Below are 19324 nucleotides of genomic sequence, written 5' to 3' on the forward strand. Positions count from 1 at the left end.
GCAGCCGACCGGAGGCCGGTGCCCGCTTCGCGGCCGCGCTGCCCCAGAGGCCGGGCTGCCGGCTGCCGGCACCGGCGCCGTTCCCCCGGAGCCGGTGCCGGGCTGCCGCTCAGCCCTTGTTCTGGGCGGCGCTGCTTCCGCCGCGGCGCTCGGCGGTGGAACCGCCCGCCGCGGGCCCGGCGGGGCCGGCGGAGGTGCTGTTCTCCTCCTCCTTCTGCCGCTTGGCCAGGTCGTCGGCGAGGTCGTCGGTGACCAGCGCCTCCGACACGACCATGCCGCGGCTGTAGGCGACCCGGCCGACCGTCTGCGCCAGCACCGGCATCGTCATGAACTGGAAGAGCGCCACCAGCGCCAGCGGCAGCGCCGAGCCGAGGTCGGGCAGCTGGAAGGCGGCGCCGGCCAGGATCAGCACGAGAGCGACCGTGTCCGGTTTGGTGGAGGCGTGCATCCGGCCGAGCAGCGTCGGGAACCGCACCATGCCGATGGTCCCGGTGAGCGCGAACAGGGCGCCCAGCGGCATCAGGACGGCGGTCGCCCAGTCAGTCGCGGTCATGGGCCCTCCTCTCCGCGAAGCGGGCCGCGGTCAGCGTCGCCACGAACCCCAGGAGCGCGATGGAGACCATCACGCCGTTGTAGGCCGTGTCGCCCCGGCTGGCGACCTCGACCCCGATGAAGCTGACCAGCAGCACCGAAACGGTGCTCAGGGAGACGATGCGGTCGAGTACCGAGGGCCCCCGCACCAGCCGGAACAGGGCCAGCAGCACGGAGGTGCCGAGCATCGCGGCCGTGGCCAGCAGTGCGTAGTCGAGAACGGTCACCGCTCCTCCTCTCGGGCACCCGCGGCGGCGAGCGCGCCGCCCTCTTCGGCGTCGACCTCGCGCTCGGCGTCCTTGAACCGGGCGATGTCCTGCTGGGTGCCGAAGGCGCGGACGTACATCTCCTCGGTGCGCATCACCGAGCGGCGCAGCTTGGGCACATCGCTCTCGTCGTGGATCGGGATGCCGTGAACGTAGATGACACCGGCCTCGCGGTCCAGTTCGATGGTCTGGCTTCCGGTCACCAGCGAGAGCCCTGCGCTGACCAGCGCCATCAGCAGGTCGGAGTCGGTGCGCAGCGGCACCGCGACGATGGCGCCGCGCACCTGCTTGGGCCGGCGCAGCGTGTGGTACGCCATGTGCACGCTGGACTGCAGCAGGTCCACGGCGACGAACAGGATCAGCCGCACCACCCGCAGCGGCCGGAAGTGCAGCCGGACCGGCAGGTGCGGCAGCTTCGCGGCGGCGTAGCAGCCCGCGCTGACGAAGGCGCCGGCCACCAGCGTGCCGGGGCTGAAGTCGCCCCACAGGATGGCCCACATCAGGGTCAGCCAGATGACGGTGGGCAGCCGTCCCAGCAGCCGCAGTGCGGGCCCGCGAACGGTGTTCATGTGTCCCCTCCGCCCAGCACGGTGTCGATGTAGCGCTCGCCGCCGAGCAGGTCTTCGGCGCCGGTGACGGCGAACTCGGCGAGGGGGCCGGAGAACACCGCCAGGGCGATGCCGAGGCCGACCATCACCGCGGTGGCGGCGGTCATGAACAGCGGCCCGCCGTTGACGCCGCGCAGCCGCAGCTGCTCGCGCGCCTCCACCATGTCCTCGGTCGGCTCGCCCCAGAAGGCGCGCACCCACACCCGGAAGATCGCGATGATGGTGAGGATGCCGGTCAGCACGCCCGCGCCCACGGCCAGCCAGACGAGCCACCCGCCGGCCTCGGCTCCGGCCAGGAACAGCGCCGCCTTGGCGACGAAGCCCGACATCGGCGGCAGCCCGGCCAGGCTCATCGCGGGCAGGAAGAACAGCACCGACACCAGCGGCGAGACCGCGAGCAGGCCGCGGATCGAGCGCAGCGAGGTGTTGCCGACGAGTTGGCGGACCAGCCCGTTGCCGAGGAACAGCGACGCCTGCACCACGATGTGGTGCACCAGGTAGATGATGGCGCCGGCGAGCCCGGCCACGGTCCCGATACCCAGCCCCAGCAGCATGTAGCCGATGTGGCTGACCAGTGCGAAGGACAGGATCCGGTTGATGTCGTCCTGCACCAGGGCGCCGAAGATGCCGACGATCATGGTGGCGATCGCCATCCACAGCAGCACCGCGTTCACGTCTTCGCGGTAGAAGAGCACGGTCTGGGTGCGGATGATGGCGTAGACGGCCACCTTCGTCAGCAGCGCGGCGAAGATCGCCGAGATGCGGGTGATCGCCACCGGGTAGCTGTCCGGCAGCCAGAAGTGCATCGGCACCACGGCGGCCTTGATCCCGAACACCACCAGGAACAGCAGTGCCAGGACCATGCGCAGCGGCGGGGGCGCCTCGCCGAGCTTCACCGAGATGTCGGCGAGGTTGACCGTGCCGGTGAGCGCGTAGACCAGCGCGATGCCGGTCAGGAACAGCACCGACGACGTCAGGCTGGTCACGGTGTAGATCATGCTGGCGCGCACCCGGGCGCGGGTGGGCGCCTGGGTGATCAGCCCGTAGCTGGCGATCAGCATGATCTCGAAGCCGACGAACAGGTTGAACAGGTCGCCGGCGAGGAAGCTGAGCGCGACGCCGGCCGTCAGCACCAGGTACATCGGGTGGAACACGATGGGTGTGGCGCGGCTGAGGCCGCCGATGTCCTGGCCGATCGCGTACAGCAGCACGACCAGCAGCACCACCGAGGACACCAGCACCAGCAGCGCCGACAGCGGGTCGGCGGCGATGGTGATCCCCAGCGGCGCCGGCCAATCGCCGGCCTGGCTGGTGAGGATGGCCCCGTCCGAGGTGCGGCGCACCAGCTCCACCGCCGCCGCGACGACGGCGGCCAGCGTGAGGGTGCTGACGGTCTGCTGCACCCGCGGGATGCGCCGCATCGGCAGGGTCAGCGCGGCGCCGAGGAGCGGGATGAGGAAGGGGACGGCGAGAAGGCTGTTCACGCGGAGTCCTCCGGCTCGCTCAGTCGTCCGATGCGGCGGTCTTCGAGGTCGTCCGGGACCTCGTCGTCGCCGTCACCGAGCCAGACCCGGTAGGCCAGGGCCAGCAGGAACGTGGTCACACCGAAGGTGATGACGATCGCGGTGAGCGCCATCGCCTGCGGCAGCGGGTCGGACAGGACCCCTTCGGGCCCGCCGAGCAGCGGCGGGAGGGTGATCGCCCGGTCGGTCAGCATCAGCGACAGGTTCGCCGCGTGGCCGAGCAGGAGGATGCCGAAGACGACGCGCATCAGCGACCGCTGGAGCAGCAGGTAGAAGCCGCACGAGTAGAGCACGCCGACTGCGGCCACCAGGATGAGACTGGGTGCGGTGGTCATCGCTCACCCCCCGCGGCCCGCGTGCGGCGGCGGCGCCGGCGGCCGGCCCGCGCCTCTTCCTCCTCGGCCTCCATGGTCGCGCCCAGTGCGGCGACGACCGACAGGACGAGTCCGACGACGATCAGGAACACCCCCGCTTCGAAGAAGAGGTAGCTGGCCACCTTGACCTCCCCGAACAGCGGGAGCTCGAAGGTGCGGTAGAAGACGTACAGCAGCGGCTTGCCGGCGAGCAGCGGGAGGGCCGCCATGATCCCGGCGAGCAGCAGGCCCAGCGACAGGATCGTGGTGGGCTTCATCGGCATGCCCACGGACAGCTCATGGCGCCCGCCCGCGACGTAGCGCAGCACGAAGGCCATGCTGGCCACCAGCCCGCCGGCGAACCCGCCGCCGGGCCGGTCGTGCCCGGACACCAGCAGGAACACCGAGAAGACGAGGATGGACGGGATCAGCAGGCGGACGACGACTTCGAGCAGCACCGAGCGCGGCCCGAACGCCGGGCTGACCACGGTACTGAGCCAGCGCTCGCGCGGCGCCTCCCAGCCCTCGGGGGGACCGGGGCGCTCCGGCTCGCGGTGGGCGCTGCTGCCGGCGCCCCCTCCGGCGGCACTCATCGCGGACTCCCTTCTGCTGCGGGCCCGTCCCCGCCGCCGGCGGCGGGCTCCGGTGGGGACTCCTCGTCTTCGGACGGCTCGTCGACGACCCGGTGCCGCCGGTTGAGCAGCACGAGCGAGGAGACCGCGACGGCGGCGGTGAGGAGGACGACGACCTCGCCGAAGGTGTCCAGGGCCCGGAAGTCGGCGAGGATCGTGTTGACGAGGTTGTGGCCGCCCGCTTCCTCGGCGAGCTCGGTGTAGCCGATCGAGATCGGCTCCTGGGTGCGGGCGCCGGCCATCAGCCACAGGGTCAGCGCGAGGAAGGACCCCGCGGCGGCGGACAGCAGCACCATCATGCGCTTGGGCCAGCCGGCGGGCCGCACCGAGAACCCGGCGGGCAGCCGGCGCAGCACGAAGACCAGGATGATGGTGGTCAGCGTCTCCACCAGGACCAGGGTGAGTGCGAGGTCGGGCGCGCCGTGCAGGACGAACAGCCCGGCGATGCCGAACCCGGTCGCACTCAGCAGGATCAGCGCCGGGAAGCGGCGGTGCTCGCGCAGCGCCGCGATCGCGGTGACGGCGATGACGACGGCGACCAGCGCCTCCAGCGGCGAGTCCCACAGCCGCACGCCGCCGGGGCCGCCGGGGTTGTCGATCTCGCCGGTGGCCAGAGCCGCGACGAGCCGCACCCCGGGCAGGGCGAGCATGGTGGCGAGGATGATGCCGAGGTAGGTCGGCAGCGAGCCGGACTGCAGGCGCCGGGTGACGCTCAGCGCGATGCTGTAGATGCCGTGCAGGAAGAAGTGGTAGCCCATCTCGGCGCTGACCGCATGCGGCAGCCGCTCCTGGAACCGGGCGAACGCACGGCGCTTGGCGAAGAGCAGTGCGCCGAGCGCCACGATGACGGCGGTGAGGACCAGCGGCAGGCCGATGCCGTGCCAGAGGGCGAGGTGGTAGGGCTCGCCGTGGTCGTCGAATACCTGGGCGTAGGAGTAGGCGACCGGGTCGGCGATACCGGGTGCGATACCGAGGAACAGGCCCAGCAGCGACAGCAGCACGGGCGCGGCGAGGAAGGCGGCCGACGGCCGGGCCACCGGGGTCTGCGGCGGCCGTCCGGCCGGGCCGCGACCGGAGGTGGCGCTGTCCTCGGTCTCCTCCTCCTCCTCGGCTTCGGCGGTGCCGTCGCCCTCGCCGAGGTGGCCGTGGCCGACCGAGAGCTCGGCGATGGCCTCGGCGTCGGCCTCCTCGTGCGTCTTGCGCCAGAACGCGCCCCACCAGAACCGGGCGCTGTAGGCGAAGGTGATCACGGAGGCGATGACGAGGCCGGTGAGCTCAGCGGTGGCCGCCCAGGTGGCGATCTCGGGGATCTCGCCGGGCGCGAACGCCTCCAGCGCGGTCTCCTTGCCGATGAACCCGAGCAGCGGCGGGAGGCCGGCCATCGACGCCGCTGCGAGCCCGGCGACGGCGGCCAGTACCGGCATCCTGCGGCCGACGCCGTTCAACTTGCGCAGGTCGCGGGTCCCGGTCTGGTGGTCGATGACGCCGACGGTGAGGAACAGCGTCGACTTGAAGAAGCCGTGGGCGAGGAGCGCGCCGACCGCGGCCATCGCCGCGATGTGCGTCCCGGCGCCGGCGAGCAGGCTGAGGTAGCCGAGCTGGCTGACCGTGCCGTAGGCGAGCAGGAGCTTGAGGTCGTTCTGGCGCAGCGCATGCCAGCCGCCGATGAGCATCGTCCCGATGCCCAGCGTGAGCACCAGGCCGCGCCACGGGTCGACGTCGGCGAACCCGGGGGCGAGCCGCGCGATGAGGTAGACGCCGCCCTTCACCATCGCCGCAGCGTGCAGGTAGGCGCTGACCGGCGTCGGGGCGACCATGGCGCCGGGCAGCCAGTAGTGCAGCGGCAGCTGCGCGGACTTGGCGAACGCGCCGGCCAGGACCAGCACCAGGCCGACCGGCAGCAGCGGGCTGTCCACCGGCGGGTCGGCGACCAGCTCGGAGATCGTGTAGGTGCCGCCGGCCTGGCCGATGATGATGAAGCCGATCAGCATCAGCAGGCCGAACCCGGCCGTGGTGATGAGCGCCTGCAGTGCAGCCCGCCCGGCGCTGTCCTTGCGGAAGTCGAACCCGACCAGGAGGAAGGAGGTGACCGAGGTCAGCTCCCAGAAGACATAGAGCGCGAAGAGGTTGTCGGCGGTGACGACACCGAGCATCGCGCCGGCGAACAGGGCGAGGATCGCGGTGAGCCGGCCGATCCCCTCGTCGCCGTCGTGGAAGTAGGCCGCGCTGTAGCAGAAGATGACCGCTCCGACACCGCTGACCAGCGTGACCATCGCCAGAGAGAGGGCGTCGACGCGGAACTCGAGGGCGATGTCGAAGGCGGGGACCCAGGCGATCGACGCGGTCACGGCGTCGCCGGCGATGATGCCGGGCGCCTGGGCGAGGACCCACAGGGCGGTGAGGGCGGGCGGCACGGCGGCCGCGAGGAACGCCTTGGCGCCCATGACACGGGCCAGCGGAGGCAGCACGACCGCGAAGGCGGCGTGCAGCGCGATGAAGAAAGGCAGCAGCATAGGGCTCGTTATCGGCGACGGCGACGGGACGTGCGGGGCAGGGTCACTCCGGTGTGGACGGCAGCAGGAACCCATCCAAGGGTAATAGCGGGGCCAACCGGTCCCTTGACTCCGGCGGCAGGACGCGTACCATGCCCCCACCGAATTCCACTATGCGAAATGAACACTCTCGGTGACATCAGCGTGTCACCAGGGCGGACGCTCTCCCCCGGCCGCGCGGCGGCGGCCCCATTCCCCGAGGCGGCGTTATTGATCTCACCAAATCCCCTCCCCACTGCGCGACCGGCCGCGATACCCGCCGAACCCGGCCGGCGCCGGCCCACCGCGAGGCGGGTCACGCAGAGTAGCCATGGTCGCGGCGCGGGGAGCGGTGCGCTGGTTCCGCGGCCCCTCGTTGCGGGCGTATTAACGCAACCCTAACGGGTGATCTGCGCCCCGCAGGAGACTGGGGCCGCCCCCGGAGCGGCGGTACCGCGGGCCCCGCCGGGCCGATTCCCCGCGCCCCGCGGGGGTGCGGTTCGCGGTAGGGCCCGGGTAGGGCCAGAATTGGCCGCATGGCCCGTTCAACCTCTCCGTCTCCGCCTGCCGAAGAGCTCGCCGAGAAGATCATCGACATCGACGTCTCGGAGGAGATGCGCGGCAGCTACCTGGAGTACGCCTACTCGGTGATCTACCAGCGTGCGCTGCCCGACGCCCGCGACGGCTTGAAGCCCGTGCAGCGGCGCATCCTCTACCAGATGAACGAGATGGGGCTGCGCCCCGACAAGGCGCACGTCAAGTGCGCCCGGGTCGTCGGCGAGGTGATGGGCCGCCTGCACCCGCACGGCGACAGCGCCATCTACGACGCCATGGTGCGGATGAGCCAGTCGTTCGCGATGCGGGTGCCGCTGGTGGACGGACACGGCAACTTCGGCTCGCTCGGCGGCGACGACGCGCCCGCCGCGATGCGCTACACCGAGGCGCGCCTGGACCGCGCCGCGGAGCCGATCGTCGGCTCGATCGACGAGGACACCGTCGACTTCCGGCCCAACTACGACGGCCAGGAGACCGAGCCCGACGTCCTGCCGGCCGCCTTCCCGAACCTGCTGGTGAACGGCGCGTCCGGCATCGCGGTCGGGATGGCCACCAACATGGCGCCGCACAACATGGGCGAGGTGGTCTCGGCAGCCCGCCACCTGGTGAAGCGCCCGGACGCCAGTCTCGACGACCTGATGGAGTTCGTGCCGGGCCCTGACCTGCCCACCGGCGGCACCATCGTCGGCCTGGACGGCATCCGCGACGCCTACGCCAAGGGCCGCGGCACGTTCCGCACCCGGGCCACCGTCTCGATCGAGAAGGTGTCGGCCCGCCGCACCGGCATCGTCGTCACCGAGCTGCCCTACAACGTCGGGCCGGAGAAGGTCGTCGGGCGGATCAAGGAGCTCGTGCAGGCCAAGCGGCTCCAGGGCATCTCCGACCTCAAGGACCTCACCGACCGCAACCAGGGCCTGCGGCTGGTCATCGAGCTGAAGAACGGCTTCAACCCGGAGGGCGTGCTCGCTGAGCTGTACCGGCTCACGCCGATGGAGGAGTCCTTCGGCATCAACAACGTCGCACTGGTCGACGGACGGCCGCAGACCCTCGGCCTCAAGGAGCTCCTCCAGGTCTTCGTCGACCACCGGCTGACGGTGGTCCGGCGGCGCAGCGAGCACCGGCGCACCAAGCGGCGCGAGCGGCTGCACCTCATCGACGGCCTGCTGGTCGCACTGCTCAACATCGACGCGGTCATCGCGCTCATCCGCGAGTCGGAGGACACCGCGCAGGCCCGCGAGCGGCTCATGTCCGCCTACGACCTCTCCGAGGTGCAGGCGCGCTACATCCTCGACACCCCGCTGCGCCGGCTGACCCGCTACGACCGGCTGGAACTGCAGACCGAGGGCGACAAGCTCAACGCCGAGATCGCCGAGCTGACCGAGATCCTGGAGTCGGACACGCGGCTGCGCGGTGTCGTCTCCAAGGAGCTCGCGGCCGTCGCCAAGGAGTACGGCACCGCGCGCCGCACCACCCTGCTGGAGAGCGACGGCGCCGCGCGCACCGCCGCCGTGCCGCTGGAGCTGGACGACGCGCCGTGCAACGTCTTCCTCGGCACCGACGGGATGCTCATCCGCAGCAGGGACGCCACCGTGCCGCCGGTGTTCGAAGGGCTGCGCACCCAGCATGACGCGATCGCGCAGTCCCTTCCGGCCCGTACGAAGGGCGGTATCGGCCTGGTCACCGACCTCGGCCGGCTCATCCGGGTGCCGGTGGTGGAGCTCCCGGAGATCCCCGCGCCCGGGGAAGGGGGCGAGGGCGGCGCCGGATCGGATGCACCGCCGCTGGCGTCCGGGCTCCCGGTGCAGGAGTTCGTCGAGCTGGTCGAGGACGAGGAGGTCATCGCGCTGGCCGCGGTGGACGGCGAAGGCCCGGGCCTGGCGCTGGGCACCGAGCAGGGCACCGTGAAGCGGGTGGTGCGCGACTTCCCCGCGAACCGGGACGACCACGAGATCATCACGCTGAAGGACGGCGACCGGCTGGTCGGCGCCACCCAGCTGGCGACCGGCGAGGAGGACCTCGCCTTCGTCACGTCCGACGGCCGGCTGCTCCGCTACTCCGCGGACCTGGTCCGCGAGCAGGGCCGCCCGGCCGGCGGCGTGGCCGGCGTCCGGCTCACCGAGGACGCGCGGGCGGTCTGGTTCGGCGCGGTGGCGCTGCCCGAGGACTCGGTCCTGGTGACGATGTCGGCCGACACCGGGGGCGGGGCGCTGCCCGGAACGGAGGGCGGGTCGGCGAAGGTCACCCCGTTCGAGGCGTATCCGGCGAAGGGCCGGGCTACCGGCGGGGTGCGCTGCCACCGCTTCCTCAAGGGGGAGGACGCACTCGTTTTCGCCTGGATCGGCCGGCGGCCGGCCCGCGCGGCGCGCGCCGACGGCAAGCCGGTCCGGCTGCCCGACCTCGACCCGCGGCGGGACGGCTCCGGCGAGCCGCAGCCGCGGACGATCACCTCGGTCGGCAGCGGGCAGAACGACACCGGGCTGCTGGGCACCACCGGCGAGTGACCCCCGCGCGGCCGGCTGCCGGCCGGCCGCGTTCCGGTCCGCCCCGGTCCGTCGCCTGCGGCATGCGCCGGAGGCGCCGCGGGGCGGCCCGCGGGAATAGCGCGCCGGGCGGCCCGGTTGGCAGGCGTGACGGCGCCGGGGAGCCGGCGGCGCGAACGGCTTGAGGAGGTTGGTGTGCAGGGTTCCGCCTACGACACGTTCACCATCGGCCGCTCCTACTTCGACATCGGCAACCCGATTGCCGCGGCACGCGTGCTCGAGCCGCTCGCCGAGGAGGAGCCGGAGAGCACCTCCGTGCTGGAGCTGCTCGGCCGCGCCTACTTCCACTCGGCCCAGCTCCGCAAGGCGGAGGGCGCCTTCCGCCGCCTCACCGAGCTGGACCCGTGCGACAGCTGGGCCCGGATCGCGCTCGCCCGCGCCCTGGAGCGGCAGGGCCGGGCCGACGAGGCCGCGACCCAGCGGCGCATGCACGCCGCGATGAGCGGCGGCTCGCTGGACTGACCGGCCGCCCCCGGCCCTCCCGGCCGCCCGGGGGCGGCCGGGATACCCTTGCGGCCATGCCCACTCCTGCCGACCCGCCCGGCGGCGCAGAGCCGCGCCGCCTCCCCGTCGACCGCTCTTCGGCGCGCCGGCGCGCCTGGGCCGACGACGCGGTCCGCAAGGTCGTCGCGGACGCCAACCGCAGCGCCGACACCCATCTGCACGTCTTCCCGCTCCCCGAGGAGTGGGGCATCGACCTCTACCTGAAGGACGAGTCGGTGCACCCCACCGGCAGCCTGAAGCACCGGCTGGCGCGGTCGCTGTTCCTCTACGGCCTGGCCAACGGCCACATCACCGAGGGGACGGTCGTGGTGGAGGCCAGCTCGGGGTCCACCGCGGTGTCCGAGGCCTACTTCGCCCGGCTCATCGGGGTCGACTTCGTGACGGTGGTGCCGCGCACCACCAGCCCGGAGAAGATCGCGCTGATCGAGCGCTACGGCGGCCGCTGCCACTTCGTGGACCGGCCGCCGGACATGTACACCGAGGCCGAACGGCTGGCGGCCGAGTCGGGCGGGCACTACATGGACCAGTTCACCTACGCCGAGCGCGCCACCGACTGGCGGGGCAACAACAACATCGCCGAGTCGGTCTTCGAGCAGCTGGCGATGGAGCGGCATCCGGTGCCGGAGTGGATCGTGGTGGGCGCGGGCACCGGAGGCACGTCGGCGACGATCGGCCGCTACCTGCGCTACCGGCGGCACCAGACGCGGCTGGCGGTGGTGGACCCGGAGAACTCGGCGTTCTTCCCGGGCTGGGTCACCGGCGCCCGGGACTACGCGACCGGGATGCCGTCCCGGATCGAGGGCATCGGCCGACCGCGGATGGAGCCGAGCTTCGTGCCGGACGTCATCGACCTGATGGTGCCGGTGCCGGACGCGGCGAGCATCGCGGCGATGCGCCACCTCGACCGGGTGACCGGACTCTGCGCGGGGGGCTCCACCGGCACCAACCTGTGGGGCGTGTGGCACCTGGTCGCGCGGATGCTGGCCGAGGGCGTGCGGGGCAGCGTGGTGACGCTGATCTGCGACGGAGGCGAGCGCTACCGGCACAGCTACTACGACGACGCCTGGGTCGCCGAGAAGGGCCTGGACCTCGGCCCGCCGACGGCCGCCATCGAGCGGCTGCTGTCCACCGGCGTCTGGGAGCCCCCGGAGGGCCCGTAGGGCGTGCCGGGTGGGCGGCTGCCCGGGCGAGACCGCCCTGTTCGCCGAGGTCGCCAACGACAGCGGCTGCGGCGCGCTGTGGCTGGAACGGGTCGCCCGGACGCGCTGGCGGCCTGATTCCCGGGCCCCGCTCCGGCCGCCGGCCCGGCGCACCTGGGCCCCACCCGCCTACGCGCGCACGACCAGCGTTCCGGCGGCCATGTCCCCGAGGCGCTGGCGGCGGTCGGAGACGAGCATGATGACGAGGCCGACGAGGCCGGCGCAGATGCCGTCGACGATCAGCAGGATCCACCGGACGAAGTGCTGGGCCATGGACGGCTGCGCCCCGGTGTCGCTGCGGACCACCCGGACGCCGAGGAGCCGCATCCCGATGGTCTGGCCGCCGGACTTGGCGGGCCACACCACCCAGTAGCCGATGTAGATGGCGGCCCACAGCAGCAGGACCACGGCCACGGAGATCAGCGCCAGCAGCGGGTAGCGCACGCTCCCGTCCGGCTCGGCGGGCGTGAACGCAAGCGGGATCAGCAGCAGCCAGGCGAGCAGCGGGATCAGGGAGGACAGGATGCCGTCGATCAGGTACTGCACGACGCGGCGGCCGACGACCTCGGTGTCGCCGGGAACGCCCATCGGCGGGCGCCCGTACCCGACCGGGCCGCCGGCGCCGCCCCAGCCGGGCGGGCCGCTCTCCGGTGCGCCGTAGCCGGGCGCCTGGTAGCCGGGGGCGCTGTACTGGCCGGGGCCCTGCGGGCCGGGCGCCGACCACGCCTGCGGCGCTGCGGCTCCGGGCTGCGGCTCCGGGCGGCCGGGCGGTCCGGGCGGTCCGGGCGGTCCGGGCGGTCCGGGCGGTCCGTATCCCCGGCCGTTCCCGCCGGTCGGCGTACCGCCGCCGCCCGGCCCCTCTCCTTCCGGCCGGTCTCCCCCGGTCGCCATGGCTGCACCGCCCCCCGCGTGGTCACTTTCTGTCAGTGAATCACAGCATGGGGCGATTTCTGCTGTTCACGGCGGCGCGCCGAGCAGGAGAACGGAACAGCGCGCTGCCCCGCGCGCGGCGCGGGGCAGCGGAATCGGGCCGCTCAGGTGTCGATGCGGTCCATGTCGAGCTCCTGGGCGCCGTCGGCGATGAACTTGCGGCGCGGCGCGACCTCGTTGCCCATCAGCAGGTCGAACACGTTGGCGGCCTCTTCTGCGTGCTCCACCCGGATCCGGCGCAGCGTGCGGTGCCGCGGGTCCATGGTGGTCTCGGCGAGCTGGTCGGCGTCCATCTCGCCGAGGCCCTTGTACCGCTGCACCGGCTCCTTCCAGCCCTTCTTCTGCTTCTCCAGCTCGAGCAGGGTGCGGCGGAGCTCGGCGTCGGAGTAGGTGTAGAGGTAGCGGTCCTCGGCCTTGGCGCCGCGCTTCTTGCGCACGCCGGTCAGCTCGATCCGGTGCAGCGGGGGGACCGCCGCGTAGACGCGCCCGGCCTCCAGCATCGGCCGCATGTAGCGGTAGAAGAGGGTGAGCAGCAGGCAGCGGATGTGCGCCCCGTCGACGTCGGCGTCGGCCATCAGGATGACGCGGCCGTACCGGGCGGCGTCGAGGTCGAACGAGCGGCCTGAGCCGGCCCCGATCACCTGCAGGATCGCGGCGCACTCGGCGTTCTTCAGCATGTCGCCGACCGAGGACTTCTGCACGTTGAGGATCTTGCCGCGGATCGGAAGCAGCGCCTGGAACTCGGAGTCGCGGGCGAGCTTGGCGGTGCCGAGCGCGGAGTCGCCCTCGACGATGAAGAGCTCGCTGCGGTCCAGGCCCTCGCTGCGGCAGTCGACCAGCTTGGCCGGCAGCGCCGAGCTCTCCAGCGCGTTCTTCCGGCGCTGGGTCTCCCGCTGCTGGCGGGCGGCGAGGCGCGCCTTGGCGGCGTTGGCGATCTTCTCCAGCACGGTGCGGGCCTGCTGCTTTTCGGCGCGCTTGGTGGAGGCCAGGAAGGTGCGCAGCTCGCTGCTGACCACCGAGGAGACGATGCGGGAGGCGGCGGAGGTGCCGAGGATCTCCTTGGTCTGGCCTTCGAACTGCGGCTCGGGCAGGCGCACCGTGACGACGGCGGTCAGCCCTTCGAGGACGTCCTCCTTGGCAACCGGGTCGTCGTTGGCCTTGAGGAGCTTGGTGGCGCGCAGCTGGTCGTTGACGGTGCGCACCAGGGCCCGGTCGAAGCCGGCCAGGTGGGTGCCGCCCTTGGGGGTGGCGATGACGTTGACGAAGGAGCGGACGGTCGAGTCGTAGCCGGTGCCCCAGCGCAGGGCGACGTCGACGTCGAGCTCCCGGCGGACGTCGGTGGGCGTCATGTGGCCCTGCTCGTCCAGGACCGGCACGGTCTCGTTGAACGTGCCCTGGCCCTGGAAGCGCAGCACCGGGGTGAGGGGCTCGTCGGCGGCGAGGAAGGAGCAGAACTCGCTGATGCCGCCGTCGTAGTGGAAGTCCTCGGTGTAGGCCGGCTCGCCCTCGGTGCGCTCGTCGCGCACCCGGATGGTCAGCCCGGGGATGAGGAACGCCGTCTGGCGGGCGCGCTCGAGCAGCGCCTCGCGGGCGATGTCGGCCTCTTTCAAGAAGATCTGCCGGTCCGCCCAGAAGCGGATCCTGGTGCCGGTGGCGGACTTCTTGCGCGCGGCGGCCTCGGTCAGGCCGGAGGCGGGCGTGAAGGCGGCGTCCGGGCCGGGGGCGTCGAAGGTGCCGGGGATACCGCGGCTGAAGCTCATCGAGTGGGTGCGGCCGCTCCGGTCGACCTCGACGTCGAGCCGGGCGGAGAGCGCGTTGACGACGGAGGCGCCGACGCCGTGCAGGCCGCCGGAGGCGGTGTAGGAGCCGGAGCCGAACTTGCCGCCCGCGTGCAGCTTGGTCATCACGAGCTCGACGCCGGAGAGGCCGTACTTCGGCTCGGCGTCCACCGGGATGCCGCGGCCGTTGTCGCCGACCTCGACGGAGCCGTCGGGGTGCAGCACCACCTCGATGCGGGTGCAGAAGCCGCCCAGGGCCTCGTCGACGGAGTTGTCGATGATCTCCCACATGCAGTGGGTCAGCCCGCGGCTGTCGGTGGAGCCGATGTACATGCCGGGGCGCTTGCGGACCGCTTCCAGTCCTTCCAGGACCGAGAGATGCCGAGCGGAGTAGTCCTCGGGCTCGTGGACGGCTGCGGAAAGGGCGGTCACCTGGAGGTCTCCTGCGTAGGTCGGACAGAGCGCACGCCTGCAGTGGGGTGCTGGGCGTGCACGGGCGCGGTCGGCCGGATCCGGCTGCGGTGCCGGCCGCGGCGGCGCTGCCGTCGGCACGCGCCCGGTGCGGGGGCGGGCGGCCGGCGGCCGGCGCTGTCTCGCGGTGCCGCGGCCCCTCCCCCGTCCGCGGCGCGGCCGGCGGTGCCTCGCGCCGGCGCGGGCCGAACTCCAGCGAGGGTACCACTCGCCTCCCACAGGCCCGGCGGCTGCGGGCGCCCGGGGATTTGCGGCGTGTCGGAGCAGGCCACGCGGATTCCGCTGTCGGCGTACAGCGGTCCGGGTTGGGAAGGCGCATCCCCGGTTAGGTGTTGTCGTGAGTGACTGGCGCCGAGCATTGAGGATGGCGAAGTGACTGGAACCCTTGCCCCCACCCAGCCGCTGACGGCTGCAGACCGCTGCGACCGCTGTGGAGCGCAGGCTTATGTGCGGGTGGTCCTCGCCTCCGGCGGGGAGCTGCTCTTCTGCGCCCACCACATGCGCAAGCACGATGAGGAGATCCGCAAGATCGCCTCGGACATCCAGGACGAGACGAGCCGGCTCCAGGAGACTCCGGCCGCAGAAGCGGACGAGGAGCGGTAAGGACTCCCTCAGACCTCTCGCGGAGGCGGCGGCCCGACCGGGCCGCCGCCTCCCGTACGTCCGGCCCCTGCACGGCAGCGCCGCGGGCGGCGCGGCCGGCGGATCACTCCAGGACGCGGTAGTGGTAGCGGGATACCGGGGCGAAGCCGGCACTGCGGTAGAGCCGCCGGGCCGGCGCGTTGGCGTCGACGACGCAGAGGTAGGCGCGGCGCGCTCCCCGGGCGCAGGCCCAGGCGAGCAGGTCGGCGAGGACGGCGCCGGCCACACCCCGGCCGCGGGCGCCGGGCGCGGTCGCCATCGCGCAGACGGCCGCCCATTCCCCGTCCAGCACGATGCAGCCGCGGCCCCCGCCGCCCTTGTGCACGGCGTAGCCGGCCCGGACCCGGCCCAGGATGGCCAGTGTGCCGGCGGCGTGTGCGGGGCTCCCCGCGTCCGCGGCCAGGAGCTCCCGCCACCGCTCCTGCGGCGCGTCCGCGACCTCCGCTGCGCCGGCCGCAGCCGGCGGACCGGTGAGCGGGCGGGCCAGGACCAGCGACGGTTCGACGACCGCATAGCCGTGCTCGGCCAGCCGCGCGTCGGCACGCTCCTCTCCGGGCCACACCTGTGCGCACGGCCGCAGGCCGCGCTCGGTGTAGAAGCGCGTCACGGCGCCGGGGTCCGGGACGGGCCCGCCGCCCCCTGCGGACTCCCCCGCGCACACTGCGCTGTTGGCCCGCTTGGTGACCCCGCCGGCGGTGCCGAACCGCCAGCCGCCCTGCACCGCCGTCCGCTCCGGCGGCCAGTCCCGCGCCACCCGCTCCGCCCACGCGTCCATCCGCCCTCCCCGCTCACCGCCGGCTGGTGCCGCGGAGCCTATCCGGGCTGGCCGCAGGGCGGGCCTCCGCCCCCGGCCGGCGCGCAGCGGGGCGGTACCGGCCCTACGATGGGTCCCGGCCCGCGGGGACCGGGCCGCACGCATCACCGGAGGGACGTCCATGCTGATCCTGCTGCCGCCGTCGGAGGGGAAGGCCGAGACGGGAGCGGGTCCCGCCCTCGACCTGGACGGGCTGGGGCTGGCTGAACTGAACGGCGCGCGGACCGAGGTGCTGGCGGCGCTGGAAGGGCTCTGCGCCGGGCCGGCGGAGACGGCGATGGACATCCTGGGCCTGACCGCCAACCAGGCCGGCGCGGTGCAGCGGAACCGGGCGCTGCGCACCGCACCCGCGCTGCGCGCCGCCGACCTGTACACCGGAGTCCTCTACGAGCGGCTCGACCTGCCCGGGCTGCTGTCCGGGCCGGCCGCCGGCCGCACCGCCGAATCCGTGCTCATCCTCTCCGGGCTGTGGGGCGCCGTCGGCGTCGGCGACGCGCTGCCGCCGTACCGGCTGTCGATGGGCGTGAAGCTTCCGCCGCTGGGCGGCCTCGCCGCCTTCTGGCGCCGGCACCTCGCCGAACCGCTGGCCAAGCGGGCCGACGGCCAGCTCACCGTGGACTGCCGCTCCGCCGCCTACGCGGCGGCGTTCCGCCCGGAGGGCGAGGCCGCCGCGGTGCGGGTGGTCCGGGAGACCCGGTCCGGCGGCGCTGTGCGGCGCAGCGTCGTCTCGCACATGGCCAAGGCGACCCGCGGCGCGATCGCGCGGACGCTGCTGGAGCAGGGCGCCGAGCCGGAGACGCCGGACGAGCTCGCCGCGGCGCTGAACGACCTCGGCCACCGCGCCGAAACGGACCCCCCGAAGCGCGCGGGCGCGCCGGCGACCGTCACCGTCGTCGAGGACTGACCGGCGCCTCCCGAGGGCCGCCCCGCGCGGGCCCGGAGCGGGTGTGCCGCGGCGCTCCGGAGCAGGTAACGGATGCGTCTCGGCGCTTTATCCCGCACATACGCGGGATCCGCGAGGATCGGCCGTGGCAGAGATGATGGACCGCTCAACGGACGCGGACACCCCCTTGCCCGGGCCTCGCCACACCCGGGCAGGGGAGCTCTCCCCCGCCGCGGGAGACCCGGCCCACCGCGGGAGATCTGGCCTCTCGCGGGGCCGGCGCCGCCCTTCGCCGCGCACCCGCCCGGGCGCCGGCCGCCCGGCAGCGCCGCAGGCCCTGCCCGCGCCCCCGCCTTCCGGCCGGAGCTGCCGCGCCGCGCCATGCCGTGCCGTGCCGCAGAACGCCGCTCTGGCCCCGCAGACCCGTTCCTGCTCCTGCCCGCAGGGCGCCGCCGGCCGGGATGCGGAGCAGGCCGTCCGGCGGCTGGCGCACCGCGGGGCACCGCAGGCCGCACATGCACCGGGCGCCGACCGCGTGTGCGGTCGGCGCCCGGTGCATGCCAGCCCGTACGGGGGCGTCTGCCAGAGTGCGGCCGGAGCCGCCGGCGCCCTAGTCCAGGTAGTCGCGGAGGACCTGCGAGCGCGACGGGTGCCGCAGCTTCGACATGGTCTTGCTTTCTATCTGGCGGATCCGCTCACGGGTGACCCCGTAGACCTTGCCGATCTCGTCCAGCGTCTTCGGCTGGCCGTCGGTCAGCCCGAACCGCATGGAGACCACGCCGGCCTCGCGCTCGGAGAGGGTGTCCAGCACGGAGTGGAGCTGCTCCTGCAGGAGCGTGAAGCTGACCGCCTCACCGGGCTGGATCGCCTCGGAGTCCTCGATCAGGTCGCCGAACTCGCTGTCGCCGTCCTCGCCGAGCGGGGTGTGCAGCGAGATCGGCTCGCGGCCGTACTTCTGCACTTCGACGACCTTCTCCGGGGTCATGTCGAGCTCCTTGGCGAGCTCCTCCGGAGTCGGCTCCCGGCCGAGGTCCTGCAGCATCTGCCGCTGGACGCGGGCCAGCTTGTTGATGACCTCCACCATGTGCACCGGAATGCGGATGGTGCGCGCCTGGTCGGCCATCGCGCGGGTGATGGCCTGCCGGATCCACCAGGTGGCGTAGGTGGAGAACTTGAAGCCCTTGGTGTAGTCGAACTTCTCCACCGCGCGGATCAGCCCCAGGTTGCCCTCCTGGATGAGGTCCAGGAACAGCATGCCGCGGCCGGTGTAGCGCTTGGCGAGCGAGACCACCAGGCGCAGGTTCGCCTCGAGCAGGTGCTTCTTGGCGCGGGCGCCGTCCTCGGCGATCCACTCCAGCTCGTCGCGGAACTCCACGCTGAGCGTGCTGCTCTCTTCGGCGAGCTTCTCCTCGGCGAACAGGCCGGCCTCGATGCGCTTGGCCAGCTCCACCTCCTGCTCGGCGTTGAGCAGGGCGACGTTGCCGATCTGCTTGAGGTAGTCCTTGACCGGGTCGGCGGTGGCGCCGGCCGCGACGACCTGCGCGGCGGGGGCGTCGTCGTCGTCCTCGTAGAGGACGAACGCCTCCTCCTCGGAGGTGTTGGCCGCGGCCTTCTCCGGGATGCCGACCGCCTCGGGCTTGCCGCCCGCGCCGGCCACCGGCCCGCCCACCGGCTCCGGCTTGTCGCCGCCGGTGTCCTCGACCAGCTCCAGTTCGACGCCGGTGTCCTCGACGTCGTCCTCGACCTCGAGCTCGATGTCGACGTCCTCGGCCGCCTCCAGCTCGGCGTCGTCCTTTGCGGGCTTGCCCGCGGCCTTGGCGGGCGCGGCCTTCTTGGCGGCCGGCTTCGCGGGCGCGGCCTTCTTCGCCGCGCTCTTCTTCGCGGCGGGCTTGGCGGCGCTCTTCGGCGCCGGAGCCTCGGCCGGGGCCTCCCCTGCGTCCGCCACGACGGCGGTGACCGTCTCCGGCGGGTCCTGGGCGGCAGCGGCGCGCCGCTTGGCGCCGGCGGCCGGCTCCGTGCGCGCGGCCGCAGCCGGTTTGGCCGCCGTCTTCCGGCGGGCGGACTTGCGTCGGGCGGGGGCGGACTCCTCGGCACCCACGACGAGGGTCACGCCTTCCTTGGTCAGGCTGCGCAGCACAGCCTGGGCCTGCGACATGGGGATGTCGGCCTCTTCGAAGGCACGGCGCACGTCCTCGGGCTCAAGGTACCCCTGGGACCGCCCACGCTCGATCAGCTGCTGGATGACGGGCTCTTGCAGCGACTCCGGCTGTTGAGAGCGGGTCGAACTGGCAGGTGACACAAACACCTCTCGAACGGACGTGTGGCGAGATTGCTGGACCCGGCGGTCCGAAGACCGGTGGGGGGCCTCTCGGGGAGCGGAGCCACCGCCACCCGACCCCTGCCCGGGATCATCCCCGCCGCGGGGATGCCGATTTCCCATCAGCGTATGCGCCCTCTCTGGCGTTCGGGCCCATGCGCCCAGTAGGGTTTTTACCGCGGCCGTA

General features: G+C 73.1%; 16 protein-coding genes. 5 read left to right on the forward strand and 11 right to left on the reverse strand.

The window, feature by feature from the left end; translation table 11 throughout:
• Nucleotides 1–109: 109 nt before the first annotated feature.
• The 7 genes from mnhG to mbhE are packed head-to-tail and all read right to left on the reverse strand — an operon-like array spanning nt 110 to nt 6486.
• Nucleotides 110–553 (reverse strand): monovalent cation/H(+) antiporter subunit G, encoded by a 444-nt coding sequence (gene mnhG, locus ACYVGT_RS24140; RefSeq protein ID WP_460862655.1) that lies wholly within the window; start codon nt 551–553, stop codon nt 110–112.
• On the reverse strand, nt 540–818 hold the full coding sequence (locus ACYVGT_RS24145; RefSeq protein ID WP_460862659.1) for a monovalent cation/H+ antiporter complex subunit F: 279 nt from the start codon (nt 816–818) through the stop codon (nt 540–542). Before ACYVGT_RS24145 ends, mnhG begins: the two co-directional genes overlap by 14 nt.
• Nucleotides 815–1426, reverse strand: a complete 612-nt coding sequence (locus tag ACYVGT_RS24150; protein ID WP_460862663.1) for a Na+/H+ antiporter subunit E — start codon at nt 1424–1426, stop codon at nt 815–817. Before ACYVGT_RS24150 ends, ACYVGT_RS24145 begins: the two co-directional genes overlap by 4 nt.
• The gene (locus tag ACYVGT_RS24155; protein WP_460862665.1) at nt 1423–2949 is read right to left on the reverse strand and encodes a Na+/H+ antiporter subunit D; all 1527 of its coding nucleotides are present in this window, start codon (nt 2947–2949) and stop codon (nt 1423–1425) included. Before ACYVGT_RS24155 ends, ACYVGT_RS24150 begins: the two co-directional genes overlap by 4 nt.
• Nucleotides 2946–3323 (reverse strand): NADH-quinone oxidoreductase subunit K, encoded by a 378-nt coding sequence (locus ACYVGT_RS24160; RefSeq protein ID WP_460862666.1) that lies wholly within the window; start codon nt 3321–3323, stop codon nt 2946–2948. The genes ACYVGT_RS24155 and ACYVGT_RS24160 overlap by 4 nt, the downstream gene beginning before the upstream one ends.
• Nucleotides 3320–3934 (reverse strand): MnhB domain-containing protein, encoded by a 615-nt coding sequence (locus ACYVGT_RS24165; protein ID WP_460862667.1) that lies wholly within the window; start codon nt 3932–3934, stop codon nt 3320–3322. Before ACYVGT_RS24165 ends, ACYVGT_RS24160 begins: the two co-directional genes overlap by 4 nt.
• Complete coding sequence (mbhE, locus tag ACYVGT_RS24170) at nt 3931–6486, reverse strand: hydrogen gas-evolving membrane-bound hydrogenase subunit E (RefSeq protein WP_460862668.1); 2556 nt, start codon at nt 6484–6486, stop codon at nt 3931–3933. Before mbhE ends, ACYVGT_RS24165 begins: the two co-directional genes overlap by 4 nt.
• Before the next feature lie 554 nt (nt 6487–7040).
• Here mbhE and ACYVGT_RS24175 point away from each other — a divergent pair.
• From ACYVGT_RS24175 to cds1, 3 genes are all read left to right on the forward strand, one after another.
• Entirely contained in the window at nt 7041–9560 is a 2520-nt protein-coding gene (locus ACYVGT_RS24175; protein WP_460862669.1) for a DNA gyrase/topoisomerase IV subunit A, read from the forward strand.
• 174 nt (nt 9561–9734) lie between these two features.
• Nucleotides 9735–10061, forward strand: a complete 327-nt coding sequence (locus ACYVGT_RS24180; RefSeq protein WP_460862670.1) for a tetratricopeptide repeat protein — start codon at nt 9735–9737, stop codon at nt 10059–10061.
• Between the two features lie 56 nt (nt 10062–10117).
• Nucleotides 10118–11263, forward strand: a complete 1146-nt coding sequence (gene cds1, locus ACYVGT_RS24185) for an L-cysteine desulfhydrase Cds1 (protein WP_460862672.1) — start codon at nt 10118–10120, stop codon at nt 11261–11263.
• A gap of 168 nt (nt 11264–11431) precedes the next feature.
• Here the strand turns inward: cds1 and ACYVGT_RS24190 are convergent, their stop codons facing one another.
• Entirely contained in the window at nt 11432–12193 is a 762-nt protein-coding gene (locus ACYVGT_RS24190; RefSeq protein ID WP_460862674.1) for an RDD family protein, read from the reverse strand.
• Between the two features lie 143 nt (nt 12194–12336).
• Nucleotides 12337–14442, reverse strand: a complete 2106-nt coding sequence (locus ACYVGT_RS24195; RefSeq protein ID WP_460862676.1) for a DNA gyrase/topoisomerase IV subunit B — start codon at nt 14440–14442, stop codon at nt 12337–12339.
• Between the two features lie 411 nt (nt 14443–14853).
• On the opposite strand from ACYVGT_RS24195, the gene ACYVGT_RS24200 reads away from it, so the two are divergent.
• Nucleotides 14854–15084 carry a DUF7455 domain-containing protein gene (locus ACYVGT_RS24200; protein WP_460862678.1) on the forward strand — a complete coding sequence of 77 codons (231 nt, stop codon included), beginning with the start codon at nt 14854–14856 and terminating at the stop codon, nt 15082–15084.
• A 103-nt stretch (nt 15085–15187) separates the two neighbouring features.
• Here the strand turns inward: ACYVGT_RS24200 and ACYVGT_RS24205 are convergent, their stop codons facing one another.
• Nucleotides 15188–15898: a GNAT family N-acetyltransferase gene (locus ACYVGT_RS24205; RefSeq protein WP_460862680.1), complete on the reverse strand. Its 711-nt coding sequence runs from the start codon at nt 15896–15898 to the stop codon at nt 15188–15190.
• A 160-nt stretch (nt 15899–16058) separates the two neighbouring features.
• On the opposite strand from ACYVGT_RS24205, the gene yaaA reads away from it, so the two are divergent.
• Nucleotides 16059–16841: a peroxide stress protein YaaA gene (yaaA, locus tag ACYVGT_RS24210; RefSeq protein ID WP_460862683.1), complete on the forward strand. Its 783-nt coding sequence runs from the start codon at nt 16059–16061 to the stop codon at nt 16839–16841.
• 589 nt (nt 16842–17430) lie between these two features.
• On the opposite strand, the gene ACYVGT_RS24215 is transcribed toward yaaA, so the two are convergent.
• A complete protein-coding gene (locus tag ACYVGT_RS24215) occupies nt 17431–19119 on the reverse strand; it encodes an RNA polymerase sigma factor (RefSeq protein WP_460862686.1) in 1689 nt (562 codons plus the stop codon).
• Between the last annotated feature and the right edge of the window lie 205 nt (nt 19120–19324).

Source organism: Nocardiopsis coralliicola (assembly GCF_054779695.1).